Source organism: Gemmiger sp. An194, assembly GCF_002160145.1.
In the GTDB taxonomy this organism is placed as follows: Bacteria; Bacillota; Clostridia; order Oscillospirales; family Ruminococcaceae; genus Allofournierella.
Genome location: NZ_NFKA01000025.1, coordinates 1 through 13,079, shown reverse-complemented (window position 1 = coordinate 13,079; position 13,079 = coordinate 1). Strand labels below are relative to the sequence as shown.

The following is a 13,079-nucleotide window of genomic DNA, read 5'->3' as shown; positions in this document are numbered from 1 at the left end:
GCACATGATCTCCGAATTTGTGGGCAAAGGCAGCCCGGTGTTCGGCGGCGAAGGCATAGAGATCCACCGTCTGGGACTGGAGTACTTTCCCTTCACCTATGCGCTGAGCCATGTCCTCGTGGAGGGTGTGTTCAACGACAAAGACGAATTTGTGGACATGACCGTGCACATGTGGCAGGACTGTGAGGGTGGCTGTAGCCACATCACCGCAGCAGTGGCAAGCACCACGGTGTTTGAACCGCCTCATTTTGTGAAAGAAATTCTTGCCAAAGATCCTCATGCCAGACTGCAGCCTCCCAGCACCACGGATCACGCGGAGTACGCGGCCAGCCGGTAGCCCAAATTTCTGCCCCAGCTGTACCAGTTGTGGAAAGGTCATCCGGACCCCTCGCAGAACGTGGTGTGCGATCTGACCATTCGCAAAACCGGCGAGGAGCAGTGGGAATACTGCTGCCCGCACAAGGGTCTGAAATAATCCAGCAACAAAGGCAGAGAATCATTCATGGACATTCTTACAATCATTTTTGAACAGATCGGTCTGTTCGTCATTTATATCATCGTGGGCGTTTTTCTGGTTAAAACAAAGGTATTCAATGCCACTACACTGGAAACTTTGTCCCGCTTTGTATTGAAACTGGGTCTGCCGGTCATGATCTTTATCAACACAGTAAGCGGTGTGGATCGGTCTGCTCTGATCCGCTCGCTGCCGGTGCTGAGGCTGGCAGTGGTGTTCTATTTCTGCACCTTCTTCCTGGGCAAGGGTTTGGCTCGCCTGTTTCATCTGCAGGGCAGCCGGGCTCAGGTATACCGGGCGCTGAGTATGTTCGGCAATGTGGGTTTTATGGGCATCCCCATTGTTTCCAGCATCTTTCCGGAACAGGGTATGCTGTACATCTCGGTATTCACCATTGTGGATCAGCTGGTTCTCTGGACGCTGGGCGTTCAGCTGACCGGGTCCGGTGAAAAGGGCACGTTCCAGCCGAAAAAGATGATCAACCCCTGCACGGTGGCCATTGTCGCTTCGGTGCTGCTGGTGGTAACCGGTATCCCCCTGCCGCAACTTCTGAATACCGCGCTGAGCAAGATCGGCGCCACAGCCACCCCCATGGCCATGATCTATCTGGGCGGCGTATTTGCCTGCATGGACATTCGGAGCTATCTGCGGGTAAAGGAATTCTATGGGATCGTGCTGGTAAAGATGGTCGCGTTTTCGGTCCTCTTCTATCTGGCGACCAGTCTGCTTCCCATTGACGAGAGCATCCACCTGACGGTTTCCCTGCTGGCAGCCATGCCCGCTATGTCCTCTCTGGTCATGATGGCAAAGGCCTCCGGTACAGAAGGCGATTACGTCATGGGCGGCATCTTCGTTACGACAGTCTGTTCCATCGTGACCATTCCGCTGGCCTACTGGCTGCTTCAGCTGGTGGGATAACTGGGCCTTCACTTTTCATTCTTAAACCAAATGTTAGCCCTGTAAAAGAACGCGGCAGCAAAGCCTTCCGAAAAAGGCCTTGCTGCCGCGTTTCTTTGATTTTTAGAGAACTTCTTATTCGTAATGCTCCTGTTCCTTCACGCAGATGGATTTCAGTTCATCCAGAAGGGCCTGCAGTGCATCCACCACATGGGGGCGGATATCGCCGCCCACCAGAAGTAGCATCAGGTCGTCGCCCACCTGCATTGTTCCGCTGTTCAGCCATGCCCGCACATGGAAAATGCCCGGCATCTTTTTGATGCGCTGCACCGCTGCATCCACCTTCTTCTGATCAAAGGAAAACTGCATTCCCGTCACCCGCGGCGAGTTCTCGCCATGGCGCACCTGTGCTTTGGCAGTACCCCGTACCACCCCGTTGTGAAACAGATACATCCCGCACTGGTCAGCATCGGGCTGCTGCTTTGCCTCCTTCATCCACTGCTCGATGGAAGGCACGTTTTGCTTTTGTGCATTGTTCCGTTCCGCCGGGCTGGTGACGGCGGTTGTTTCGTTATTCATCTTGCTTCTCCTCCCTGAAAAGAACCACCGTGTTCTTTTCGGATTTTCTCTGCGGGCAGTAAATTACAAACTGCCCTGCCTTGTTTTATGGATACTATTCTAGCACACAGCCGCCCAAATCAACAGGCTATTTTTGAGAGTTTGATAGAACCTCTCTCTGAACTCTTAAAGGAATCACCCGGTCAGAATGATTTCTTCCGTTCCATTGAGCATTTCCAGCTAGAACCCACCCTGAAAACGCCCAGCTACAACTGCTTCCAAAACAGTTCGCGGCCGGGCATTTTTGGTACAAATTTTACCTCCCGACGCACCGCTCTAAATAGCCCTAATGAACTCACGTTCTCTTCACCCTGTTTGTGGTATACGCTTCTCACTGTTTTCCGGTATAAAATTTTCTCTCCAAAGCCTTATAACAAGCGGGTTTGTCCCCGGGTTGCCGTCTATTAATCCGTATGCGCTTTCGAACGAAACGACTCCAAAACCGGTATGCGTTTTGGGCAAAAATAGAACACGGAAAAACCTTCCCCAAACAGGCCTTTTCGCGAACTGATTTTTCCGCAAAACCGGTATGCGCCTGTCCCCCTTCTTTTGGCCTGTTTTTCTATACCACTTTTCCCGCAATGTAATGGAGTGCAGTCTCGTTTTTCCGTTCCATGATCTGGGCGTCTTGGATGCTTTTGGAAGTATTTCACAATTCATTCGCCACTTGTTTTATCTTTCCGACAAAAATCTTCCGATTGCTTGAAATCCCTTTTTATCGGACATATCATCCGTTACACTATTAGTAAAGCCCTTTATCCCATTACCCAAAAGAAGCGGCCCTGATTTTTGCAGAACGGACGGTGAACGCCATGCAATTCCGAGCAATTACACTGAGCGATATTCCGGAGGCAAGTTACCTCACAGCAGCGAACGCATCCAGATATCGCGCGATTATGCGAATCTTCTATCTGGAATCCCAGAAAGCAAACATCCGCTTGAACAAGCAGCAGCTGCTGGCTTTGCTTCGCTCCGATTCCCACTTCACCCAATACACCGCAGAGGAACTGGAACAGGATCTCAGTGCCTTGTGCCAATGGCGGAATCTGGTTCCCATCCAGGACCCTCATCGCCCCGGCAGCATCGCTGAATACAAAAACAAACAGTTCAGCTATTCCATGTCTCAAGCTGCCACGGAAATCGAGCGGATGACCCTTTCGCTGGAAAGCCTGAACTTGCGCACCGCTGTGCTGTCCTCTCAGCTGTTTGAGCGAATTCTTGATACCGTGGATCGGATGTCTGCGCTTTCCATCCAGAACAGCGATGCGATCAGTCAGTCATGGGATCTGCTGCAGCAGGATTTCCGCCAGCTTACCAATCGATATCAGGATTATCTGCGGGATTTCTATTCCTCGCAGGCGGAACATATTCTGCAAACCTCGGAATTTTTACCCTATAAGGATAAGGTCATTCGCTATCTGCAGGAGTTCGTGCTGGAGCTGCAACGCCATGCGGAGAAAATCCGCCGGATTCTTCTGTGCCTACCCGATGAACGGATCGGGGAAATTCTGGAACAGGTATATGCGGCCCAGAAGCGCGAAGGCGAAGGACGTCTGATCCAGCGGGATGACAACTATGACCAACAGCTGCGTGATCAGGTCTACGGCTTCTGGAACAGCTTTTACCACTGGTTTGTCCCGACGGAAAACAGCCAGAGCGACAGCCAACATGTACTGGATCTGGCCAACGATATTATTCAGCGGATCCTGATGAATGCCGAGCTGATTCTGCAGGCTCACAGCGGCGGCGCCAACCGAAAAAACGAGTACAAAAAGTTTCTGGAGCTTTTTTCCGCCTGTTCCACACTGGCAGATGCCCATCGCCTTTCCGGCATGGTGTTTGGTGCTCAGCAGGCAGTTCATCTGACAGGAATCAACGCGGAAACCATTTATGAAACCGACGCCTGTCTGGATGCACAGCCCTTTCTCTACCCTCTGCGCAACCGGCGGCGACCAGGCCGCCCACCCCGGGAAAAGAGCTTTTTCTCCGACAAGGGACTGGAAAAAGCCGCTCAACGGCAGGCCTATCTGCAGCAGAAACAAGAACTGCACAATCAGCTGCAGCGTCTCATCCGGAACGGCCGGCTGGATTTCGCATCCGTCCAGGAGCCCGTCTCTCCTCAGGTCCGGCAAACACTTTTATCCTGGGTCGTGAAGGCAAACGCCAATGCCAGCAAACGTGCCCGAACGGAATATGGTCAGATTTACACCATAACCTGTCCACAAGGGAAGACCTGCGTCCTTCCCTGCACCGACGGAAATCTGACCATTCCCGCATACTGTCTTGTTTTCCAGGAGGCGCACTCACATGGATGAATTTCGCACCCTTTTGAATCAGTTCTGGATTCGCAGAGAGGATGACCGGGAACTGTTTTATCGGATTCGGCGCAAACTTCCTGATCTGCGGCGCACCCTGCGCGATCAGTTCGGGTGGGAAGTTGTCAGCACCGAAACATTGATTCGACTGGTCAAGGAGCCGGGCAAGGCTGATGCAGCATTCGGAATTTCCGACTTTACCGAAATCAGCGACTACTGCCTTTTGTGCGGTGTTTTGCTGATGCTGGAGGACAAGGACGACGGTCAGCGCTTTTTGCTGTCTGAGCTCACACAGGCACTGAGCGCTTATGTAAAGCCTTATTGGCCTGAACTGAGCTGGGAGCGTTATCAGTGCCGCGCCTCTCTGGTCCGCGTACTGCAATATTCGGAACGAATTGGTCTGCTGCACAGCTGCGAGGGGGAAAGCAACGCCTTTGCATCTCATCAGGAGCAGGAAGTGCTGTACGAGAATACCGGCCTTTGCCGCTATTTCAGCGTGAATTTTCACCGGGATATTTCCGGCTATACTTCGCTTTCGGATTTTGAAAATCCTCCTGTGGACGGGCCGGATTCCGACCGGGGTACTTTCCGTACCTATCGGGTGTATCGCCAGCTGGCACTGGCGCCCGCTGTGTACTGGACAGACCCGGCAGACCCGGTGTATGCCTACATCAAAAATCAGCGCGGTATGGTGGAACACAATCTGGACGAAACCATCGGCGGAACGCTGCAGGTCTATCATAACGGGGCATTTTTCCTTCCGGAAGAAGGAGTCCCCTGCGGCGACTGCTTTCCACGGGATCAGATGCTCAGCGACATCATTCTGTTGCTTTTTGAGCGTTTGAGTGAAAAAACCGCCTGTGGCATCTTTGACCGAACTGCGGACGACCGGATTCATCTGACTTATCAGGCTTTCTTTGATGAATTGGACGCACTTCGCAGGGAACATCAGGCTCAGTGGGGAAAAACCGCTGCGGAAAAAGAGCTTTCCGCACTTGCACAGGATGTGCTGGAGGAATTGTCTTACTGGGGATTCGCATTCGTCGATCAGGACATCATTACATTCAATCCAGGGTTCAGTCTCTGGCAGGGAATTTATCCGAAAAAACAGTGATGGGAGGGTTTATATTCGTATGCAGGAACGCTGGCAGATGAACAAATTGGGGTTTGTCAATTTTTGGCTGTATGACTGGGAGGAATTTCCCTTCAGCGATGGGCGACTTTTGCTTCGTGGCGAAAACGGTGCGGGCAAATCCGTCACCACCCAAAGCTTTATTCCCTTTATGCTGGATGGCGACCTTCGTCCGTATCGACTGGATGCCTTCGGCAGTAAGGACCGCAATATGAAATACTATCTTTTGGGCGACGAGAAAGAGGAAAGCACCGGGTATCTCTATCTGGAATTTGTGAAACCGCAATCCCAGCTCTATCGCACCCTTGTGGTGGGACTGCGCGCCCGGCGGGATAAGTCCGTGGAGTTCTGGGGGTTGTGCCTGAGTGACGGACGGCGGATCGGAACCGGCGAACACGATTTCCCCCTTTTTGAGACCAAAGGTTCGCAGCATATCTCACTGAGCCGTCAGGAAGTCCACAACCGGCTGGGGCCAAACGAAAACTGGGCAGAACGAAGCAGCGACTACAAAGAGATGGTCAACCGCATGTTGTTTGGATGCGCCGAGCTGGAACAGTATGAGCGGCTTCTTCGGCTGCTGATCCAGATCCGAAAACCAAAACTGAGCAAGGATTTCTCGCCCCGTCTGGTGCGGGAAATTTTGAATTCCTCGTTGCAGCCCCTCAGTGAAGACGATATTGCCCCGATGGTCAACTCCATGGAGCGGATGGACAATATTCAGGTTCAGCTGGACGAGCTGCAGCGCAGCTTGCAGGCGGCCCGCCAGCTGCGCAAGGAATACATCCGCTACAATCAGTTTGTGCTGGGCAAAAAAGCAGAAGCCTATCTCACTGCCCGCCATCTTGTCCAGAAACAGCAGCTGGAAGTTCAGGAAAAGGAGGATTTCATCTTACGGACACAACGCCGTCTTCAACAGGCGCAGACCGATGTCAAAAACTTTTCCCAGCGGGAGAGCGAACTCACCGGACAACTGAATACTCTGCAGGCAGACAGCCGTCTGGAGAGCAGTGTTCAGCGACTGGAACAGCTGCAAGAGGAAAAGCGCCAGCATCAAACTCAGATCGAGCAGGAACAAGCGAAGGAACGCCAAAAGCAGTCCACTCTTTCCTGCAAGGAACTCCAGCAGCGCCAGGCCCGGAAGGAGGTTCAGGATCATCAGCACAATTTAGAGCAGCAGTTCCAGCAGCTGAATTTGCTGAACGTGGAGCTGCGCTGGACGCATCATCCCTCTTCCCTGTCGGCCTTTGATTTCAATGTTCAGTTACCCTTGCTGGCACAGTATGCAAAGCGGTTGCGCAGTGCCGCAAATCTTTTGCAGCAACACAAATCCGCTTTGGATCTGCTGGACGGCTACGAGCGGGATCTGGATGCGGCCAATCTGGAACTGCAGCATGCCCGCAGTCAGATGGAAGCAGCAGAACAGCTTGTGGTGCGGGAACGCGACAGCCTGTGTGCAGCCTTTGCCCAGCTGGAAACTCCCGCTCTCCCCTTCCGGCTGAACCGGGATGAGTTGCGGGAGCTGTTCCGGCTGGTGAACGGATATGAAGGTCTTTGTCAGGAACAGGCCATCCAGGAACTGCTGCGCACAGCCCGTGAAGCCCTCGCCCGTCCCCTTCAGGGCGAATTTTATCGACTCAAGCAGCTCTCTTCTCAACAGCAAGCGGCGCTCAATGAACTTGCGGCCAAACGCAGAGAGCTGGAACAGCAGGAAGAACTTCCTCCTCCCCGCTCCAAAGCAGTTCAGCAGACCCGTGATCTGCTGAAAGAGCGTGGCATTCCTCACGCCGCTTTTTACGAACTGGTGGATTTTGATGATCAGCTCTCACCGGAGCAACAGGCACTTTTGGAAACCCAGCTGATGGAAACCGGCCTTCTGGATGCGCTGGTGCTGCCTGAATCCGCCAAAGAGGATGCCGCCGTGATTCTGGCAGAGCACCCCGACCATTTTCTGAATCTGGAAAACACCCCACAGGCTATCGCTCCTGTTGCGCTGCGCCCTGCATCCGAAGCGCCTGCCTGGGCCAATGTGGCCGACCTTCTGAGTCGGATCTCTTCTCTGCCCGAGGGCACAGTCTATTTTTCCTCCGACGGACGCTACCGGCAGGGCGCTATTCAGGGCCGCAGTGTGGCGCTGCAGCCCGCCGGTTACATCGGTGCATCCACCCGCCGGGAAAATCGGCGCCGCCAGATTGCCGCCCTTTCTTTGCAGGTCGAGGAACAGCAACAGCAGATTCATGCCACACTGGAACAGATTCATCGGGTAGAAACGGACCTGTCCCTTTTGCAAAACGGATACGAGCAGCGCCCCACCACCGCCGATCTGGCGGCCTGTCTGCAGCTTGCATCCACCCAGCGGGTTGAAATGGAGCAAAAGGAACGCATCCATGAGGATCGACGGCAGCGTTTTTTGCGTCAGCAGGAACAGGCAAACGCGCTCCGGGCGCAGCTGCTTCCCCTGACCAAGGATCTGCCCTATGAGCGGAATGCCGAAACCTATGAAGCCATGGCAGGCTGCTGTGACGAGTACCGAAGCCTGTTTCAGGATATTTCCGCCGACAAACGGAAGCTGGAACTCACCGAAGGCCGCTTGAACGATCTGGAACAGCAGCTGGATGAGCTGAATGACAGCCTTCTGGAATGCACCGACCGAATCCGTTTTCACGAGGCAAATCTGCGCAAAACACAGGTCTCGATTGACGCATTGGAGGAGTACCTGAACCAGCCGGAAACCCGGGCTCTGGCCGAAAAGCTGGAGTCACTGCGCCAGGAGCTGGCACAGGTGCACGAGCGCCTGGAGGGTGCGAAAATGGAACTTGCACTGAGCCAGAACGATCTGCAGCACGATCTGCCGGATCTGTCTCAGCGCAAGGAGCGGCTACAGCGGGACATGCTGGACGAGGAACGCAAGCGCCAGATTTTTGAGGAAGAGCTCTGCCATGGGCCGGGTCAGCCGGGACGCAATGACAACGAACTCTGGAAGCAGGCGGAAACCGCAAAGAATGCCATCCGGCAGAACGACCGGAATCTGGGACTGGACCGGCTGCGCACCTCCCTTGAAAAGAATGTGCGCGATGCCAGCGTGTTGAACTCCTATCGCATTACCCTGAACCCCCTGTTCGAGAATGAAGACAACCTGCTGCGCACCCGCGCCTGCATCGACCTGTATCCCAACGGACAGCGGATGGATCTTCTGGATTTCATCCAGTACATCGAATGCCACATTGAAGATGATCAGCAGATTCTTTCCATGGAGGACCGGCGTCTGTTTGAAACCATCCTGAACCAGACCATCACCACCAAGTTGAGTCATCGCATCAACAACAGTCAGGACTGGACCCGCCGCATGAGCGAAATTATGGAACAGCTGAACACCTCCATGGGTCTGCGGTTCAGCCTGAACTGGAAGGGAAAACCCGCCGATCAGCAGGAAGAGCTGACCACCCGCGAGCTCATCGATCTTCTGCGTAAAGATCCCGCTGTGATGGGCGATGCAGACCGGGATAAGATCACCAGCCATTTCCGCGCCAAAATCGCCAAGGCCCGGGAGCTGTCCCGCCAGAGTACTGTGCCTGCCACCTATTCCGAACTGATGCGGCAGGCACTGGATTTCCGCAACTGGTTCGAGTTCCAGCTCTATTATCAGAAGGGTAATTCTGTCAACCCGGCACCCACAAAACGGGAACTGACGGATTCCGCTTTTAACAGCTTCAGCGGCGGCGAAAAAGCCATGGCCATGTATGTGCCGCTGTTCGCCGCATTGTCCGCCCAATATGCTGCGGCCAGCGAGGATGCCCCCCAGCTCATGGCTCTGGATGAAGCCTTTGCCGGCGTGGACGAAACCAACATTGAGAGCATGTTCGCTCTGGTTCATCAGCTGGGACTGAACTATATCATGAACTCGCAGGCGCTGTGGGGCTGCTATGCGTCGGTTCCCAGCCTGAACATCGCCGAGCTTTGGCGGCCGCAGGACGCGGATGTGGTCACGGTGGTACGCTATCACTGGGATGGCCATACACGCCGGATGGAGGAGCTATGAATGACGAAGCACTTTGCCGATATTTCACCAATTCCCCTGCCTGGGAACGTCAACTGAAACAGCTGCGCAAAAAATCCCTTGCGGGATATTCCGACGGCGTGATTCAGCTGACGGATGCCTCCGACGCGGAATGTCAGGCCGCCGAAGGTCTGCTGGGCCGCCGGTTTGTTCCGCCGCGCCTGCGCTACAAGCTTTCCGATTTTGAAAAAGCCCTGCGTGCCAGTCGATTCGCCGTTACAGATATGGCTGACTTCTGGCAGCGGCTGGACGGTCGACCGCTGCTTTCCAATCCGCTCCAGAAAGCAGTCCGGCAGGATGCCGTACAGGCATTTTTTGCCGCCGAGGACGCACTGACTCACCAGCCGGTTACCCGAAACTGGCTTTGCGCCATGGCACAGGACAAGAGCAATGGCTTTCAGCTGCTTGCACCCCACATTGAAACCGACAAGGACGCGGCGCACTGGCTGCACTGGGTCTGCTGCGCACTGGATCGACTGGCAACGGCCTCTGAACCGGAGGAGCTGGCGCTGTGCAGCTATGCGATTTCCACTGATCCCCATGCACTGGACGGACAAAAGCCCGCCGGGCATCTGCTGCTACATGCGCTGGCTTACTGGAAAGGCTGGTCTGTTCCCTCGCTTTCCCGGGACAGGCTGGCACTGTACCGGGAATGTGGCCTGATGCTGGATGACATCTCCTGCTTTACGGTCCAGCGCGGTCTGATTCTGGCTCTGCCGGATGGCCGGGAGCATCCCGCCTGTGCCCAGCTGCGTCAGCAGGAACAGTTCTGTCTGCTGACCTCTTCCCAGATCTCTGCACTCGGAGCGGCGTTCAGCCCCACCGGCTGCGTTTACCTTCTGGAAAACCAGATGGTGTTTTCCACGCTGTGCCGGCAGCCGGGGATCCTGCATCCCATGATCTGCACCTCCGGTCAGCTGCGGGAAGCTTCCTGGCAGCTGCTGGATCTGCTGGCTGCATCCGGGTGTTCCCTTTACTATGCAGGGGATTTTGATCCGGAGGGGCTGGCCATTGCCGATCGGTTGTGGCAAACCTATGGCGACCGGTTCCACCTCTGGCACATGACCTTGCAAGACTACCAGATTGCCCTTTCCGCAAAGCCCATCTCATCCTCTTCCCGGCTCAGCCAGCTGGAAAAGGTTCAGTGTCCCTTCCTGCAACCGGTGGCACAGGCAATCCTGCATCGGAAACAGGCGGGATACCAGGAGGCACTGGTGGAACGCTATTGGTCCGATTTGGTACAGCCCGGGTAATCTGTTCTGCAAAAGCGCATGGTTTCGTGATGCTTTTTCGGATTGCTCTCGCACAAAAAGCGGAATTTTTGCCTGTGTTTTATCCCCAATCCGAAAAATTCAGCGGATTTTGTGCATACCTTTTTATACCCGTTTTACAGAATTTGATTTTCGTTTGCGCATACCGATTTTATCTTTCGGATTTGCAGGGCTCTGTGATGGCGAGGTTGCGTAAAACTCCAGATGAGGGAGTGTGCCGGAATCCCTTGGGCGGGAGTTTCAGGCAATGTCCTCTTATGTAAATCCTACTTTAGCAGACCTGACTCTGTATTCTACGGTTTCAGTCCGGTTTCCCCTGATGCTGAACTACCGGAGTGGTTTGAGCAATCCACCCGAATTGCATCCCGGGATCTGACTCTGCAGGCAGTCGGAAAATCCGGCAGAGCGGTTGCCGGATTAAAGTTGCATCGGCAACCAATCCGGACGGCGGCATCCCCTCTGGCCGCTCCGCACAGGAGGAAGCACTTTGCCGCTGCAGTCCCCTATCCCTCTGCCTGCTGAAGGATACGCTTTGAAAAACAAAAATGCATCGTGACCGGCACCATGTCATTTATATGGATGCCCGCATCTATACCCCGGAGGGATATCGACGCCGCTAATGTAAACGAAGCCCGGAAGGCCTGATGCAGACAGGCATTCCGGGCTTCGTATGTAACTAAAGTAATCGTTCCATGGATTGTTCCAATCCGATTGCTGCGTCACAGTGTCGGATTGGCCGAAAAGATACTGCCGATCGTTTCCCCACCAGCTCGGCAAGTTCCGCCACATAGTCAATCGTTTGGTTGGTAATTTCAAAAGGAGACCTTTGGCTTCTCACGCAACACCTCACCGGGTCAATTATTATTTTTTATCATATATCACGCATCACTCATTTCATCAATCAAAAGCATGATGTAATGTATAGAGGGTGGAATACACCAAAAAACATTACATCATGACTGGCGGCTCATTTGTGGCGAATGAAAAGACAGTTATGATAAAGGAGGAATGCCCTCAAACCTACCGTAACTGTCAACCACATTCCCACGAAAGGAGCCTTGTATGGAACTGACTTACACCAAATGCGGCGACTATCTCATTCCTGACCTTGTGTTATCGGATACCAAAGAGTACCATATCGGGAAATATGGCCGGTTGCGCCGTGCCTACTTAAAAGAACACCGGCCCATTCTGTATACCGATCTCATTGTCACCGAAAAGCTGTTTCTCCATTTGGAGGAAATCGACACCGCCTGCCGGGAGCGGCTGGAAATTATTGAAAAAGCCATGATACAGCAAGAGGGTGTCACAGAAGCCCTGAAAGCTGCCGACCAGATGGCATGGGTGCGCTCCATGAACTCCATCCACAACAGAGCCGAGGAAATCGTCCTGGCGGAGTTGGTCTACTGTTGAGGGAGGGAACGCAATGATTTTGGAAGCCATGTATAACGGGGAGTTTTATCCCTGTGAAGCCGTTATTCCCACATCCCCGGAATACCGCAAGGCGATCCAAACCTGTGCGGCGTTGATGGAGCAGTTATCCCAGCGGCTCAGCAAAGAGGACTATGCTCTGGTGGAGGAACTCCGGGCGCAGAACGCTATCGCTCAGTGCGAGGAAAGTGAGAGTCATTTCAAGTATGGCTTTTCGGCGGGGCTGATTGTCCAGCAGGAGGCCCATGAACAGCTGCAAAACAAGAAATAAGCGATTGCCGAAAAAGCCCACGCAGCCGGAAAGAGAACCGGTGGCGTGGGCTTTCTGCGTATATGGTTATTCTGTCAGATCATCCGAAGTTTCTGCAACCAGCCGGTCAAAGTCGCTCTGATAGGTCCGATCCTGCAATACCCGGAACTTTTCAAACTCTTTCTCAGCAAAGGCTTTGGCAATGGCGGCGGTCACCTTGCCTTTATCATGCAGAATATCTTCCTCGTTGAACTGTAAAAATGCGTCAAGACGCTTGACCCAATCGGCCATATACATGACATTTCCCCGGCGGGCCTGCCGTTCCGCATAGTCAAGGTACATGGTGACGATCTCGTTCAGGTTTCGCATTTCCGTTTCGTTCAGATAGTTTTTGGCGACGGTGACATCCGATTTGCGGATACGGCCTTTGGGGGCGTTTTTCCATGTGGTAAGCCCCATGTTGGGCTTAGTGCTGTCGGCACGGCCATATACGATCTCGGCGGCGGTATGATGGGTGACCGCATAGTGGAGCTTATTCTGCACCGTTGCGAAAAACTCCTTTGTGATGGGGCTTTCCACATCGTAGTCAGCGCTGCA

Annotated in this window: 11 protein-coding genes; 9 read left to right on the top strand and 2 right to left on the bottom strand. The window is 53.8% G+C overall.

Features of this window, described 5'->3' with window-relative positions; genetic code table 11:
• Positions 1-4 precede the first annotated feature (4 nt).
• Together B5F28_RS15210 and B5F28_RS12880 are read left to right on the top strand one after the other, a co-directional pair.
• Entirely contained in the window at positions 5-337 is a 333-nt protein-coding gene (locus B5F28_RS15210) for a hypothetical protein (protein ID WP_247643490.1), read from the top strand.
• Between the two features lie 165 nt (positions 338-502).
• The gene (locus B5F28_RS12880) at positions 503-1,432 is read left to right on the top strand and encodes an AEC family transporter (RefSeq protein ID WP_087296271.1); all 930 of its coding nucleotides are present in this window, start codon (positions 503-505) and stop codon (positions 1,430-1,432) included.
• A 114-nt stretch (positions 1,433-1,546) separates the two neighbouring features.
• On the opposite strand, the gene B5F28_RS12875 is transcribed toward B5F28_RS12880, so the two are convergent.
• Positions 1,547-1,990 (bottom strand): molybdenum cofactor biosynthesis protein MoaE, encoded by a 444-nt coding sequence (locus B5F28_RS12875; RefSeq protein WP_087296270.1) that lies wholly within the window; start codon positions 1,988-1,990, stop codon positions 1,547-1,549.
• An 851-nt stretch (positions 1,991-2,841) separates the two neighbouring features.
• Here B5F28_RS12875 and B5F28_RS12870 point away from each other — a divergent pair.
• The 7 genes from B5F28_RS12870 (at position 2,842) to B5F28_RS12840 (ending at position 12,503) form a co-directional block, all read left to right on the top strand.
• The gene (locus B5F28_RS12870; RefSeq protein WP_247643494.1) at positions 2,842-4,344 is read left to right on the top strand and encodes a TIGR02677 family protein; all 1,503 of its coding nucleotides are present in this window, start codon (positions 2,842-2,844) and stop codon (positions 4,342-4,344) included.
• The gene (locus B5F28_RS12865; protein ID WP_087296268.1) at positions 4,337-5,458 is read left to right on the top strand and encodes a TIGR02678 family protein; all 1,122 of its coding nucleotides are present in this window, start codon (positions 4,337-4,339) and stop codon (positions 5,456-5,458) included. The genes B5F28_RS12870 and B5F28_RS12865 overlap by 8 nt, the downstream gene beginning before the upstream one ends.
• Before the next feature lie 19 nt (positions 5,459-5,477).
• On the top strand, positions 5,478-9,512 hold the full coding sequence (locus tag B5F28_RS12860; RefSeq protein ID WP_158097605.1) for a TIGR02680 family protein: 4,035 nt from the start codon (positions 5,478-5,480) through the stop codon (positions 9,510-9,512).
• Positions 9,509-10,783, top strand: coding sequence for a TIGR02679 family protein (locus B5F28_RS12855; RefSeq protein ID WP_087296266.1), 1,275 nt, complete (start codon positions 9,509-9,511; stop codon positions 10,781-10,783). Before B5F28_RS12860 ends, B5F28_RS12855 begins: the two co-directional genes overlap by 4 nt.
• Before the next feature lie 365 nt (positions 10,784-11,148).
• The gene (locus tag B5F28_RS15450) at positions 11,149-11,337 is read left to right on the top strand and encodes a poly(ADP-ribose) glycohydrolase domain-containing protein (RefSeq protein WP_082669622.1); all 189 of its coding nucleotides are present in this window, start codon (positions 11,149-11,151) and stop codon (positions 11,335-11,337) included.
• A 526-nt stretch (positions 11,338-11,863) separates the two neighbouring features.
• The gene (locus B5F28_RS12845; protein WP_087296265.1) at positions 11,864-12,214 is read left to right on the top strand and encodes a TnpV protein; all 351 of its coding nucleotides are present in this window, start codon (positions 11,864-11,866) and stop codon (positions 12,212-12,214) included.
• A gap of 13 nt (positions 12,215-12,227) precedes the next feature.
• The gene (locus tag B5F28_RS12840; protein ID WP_087296264.1) at positions 12,228-12,503 is read left to right on the top strand and encodes a DUF6809 family protein; all 276 of its coding nucleotides are present in this window, start codon (positions 12,228-12,230) and stop codon (positions 12,501-12,503) included.
• Between the two features lie 66 nt (positions 12,504-12,569).
• Here the strand turns inward: B5F28_RS12840 and rhuM are convergent.
• Positions 12,570-13,079, bottom strand: a 510-nt coding sequence (gene rhuM, locus B5F28_RS12835; protein ID WP_143424749.1) for a RhuM family protein, incomplete at its 5' end; no start/stop codon positions are given.

What these genes read in the sequence shown, in the direction of transcription:
- B5F28_RS15210 (WP_247643490.1), top strand. Translation starts at nt 5, where the DNA reads ATGATCTCCGAATTTGTGGGCAAAGGCAGCCCGGTGTTCGGCGGCGAA.
- B5F28_RS12880 (WP_087296271.1), top strand. Translation starts at nt 503, where the DNA reads ATGGACATTCTTACAATCATTTTTGAACAGATCGGTCTGTTCGTCATT.
- B5F28_RS12875 (WP_087296270.1), bottom strand. Translation starts at nt 1,990, where the DNA reads ATGAATAACGAAACAACCGCCGTCACCAGCCCGGCGGAACGGAACAAT.
- B5F28_RS12870 (WP_247643494.1), top strand. Translation starts at nt 2,842, where the DNA reads ATGCAATTCCGAGCAATTACACTGAGCGATATTCCGGAGGCAAGTTAC.
- B5F28_RS12865 (WP_087296268.1), top strand. Translation starts at nt 4,337, where the DNA reads ATGGATGAATTTCGCACCCTTTTGAATCAGTTCTGGATTCGCAGAGAG.
- B5F28_RS12860 (WP_158097605.1), top strand. Translation starts at nt 5,478, where the DNA reads ATGCAGGAACGCTGGCAGATGAACAAATTGGGGTTTGTCAATTTTTGG.
- B5F28_RS12855 (WP_087296266.1), top strand. Translation starts at nt 9,509, where the DNA reads ATGAATGACGAAGCACTTTGCCGATATTTCACCAATTCCCCTGCCTGG.
- B5F28_RS12845 (WP_087296265.1), top strand. Translation starts at nt 11,864, where the DNA reads ATGGAACTGACTTACACCAAATGCGGCGACTATCTCATTCCTGACCTT.
- B5F28_RS12840 (WP_087296264.1), top strand. Translation starts at nt 12,228, where the DNA reads ATGATTTTGGAAGCCATGTATAACGGGGAGTTTTATCCCTGTGAAGCC.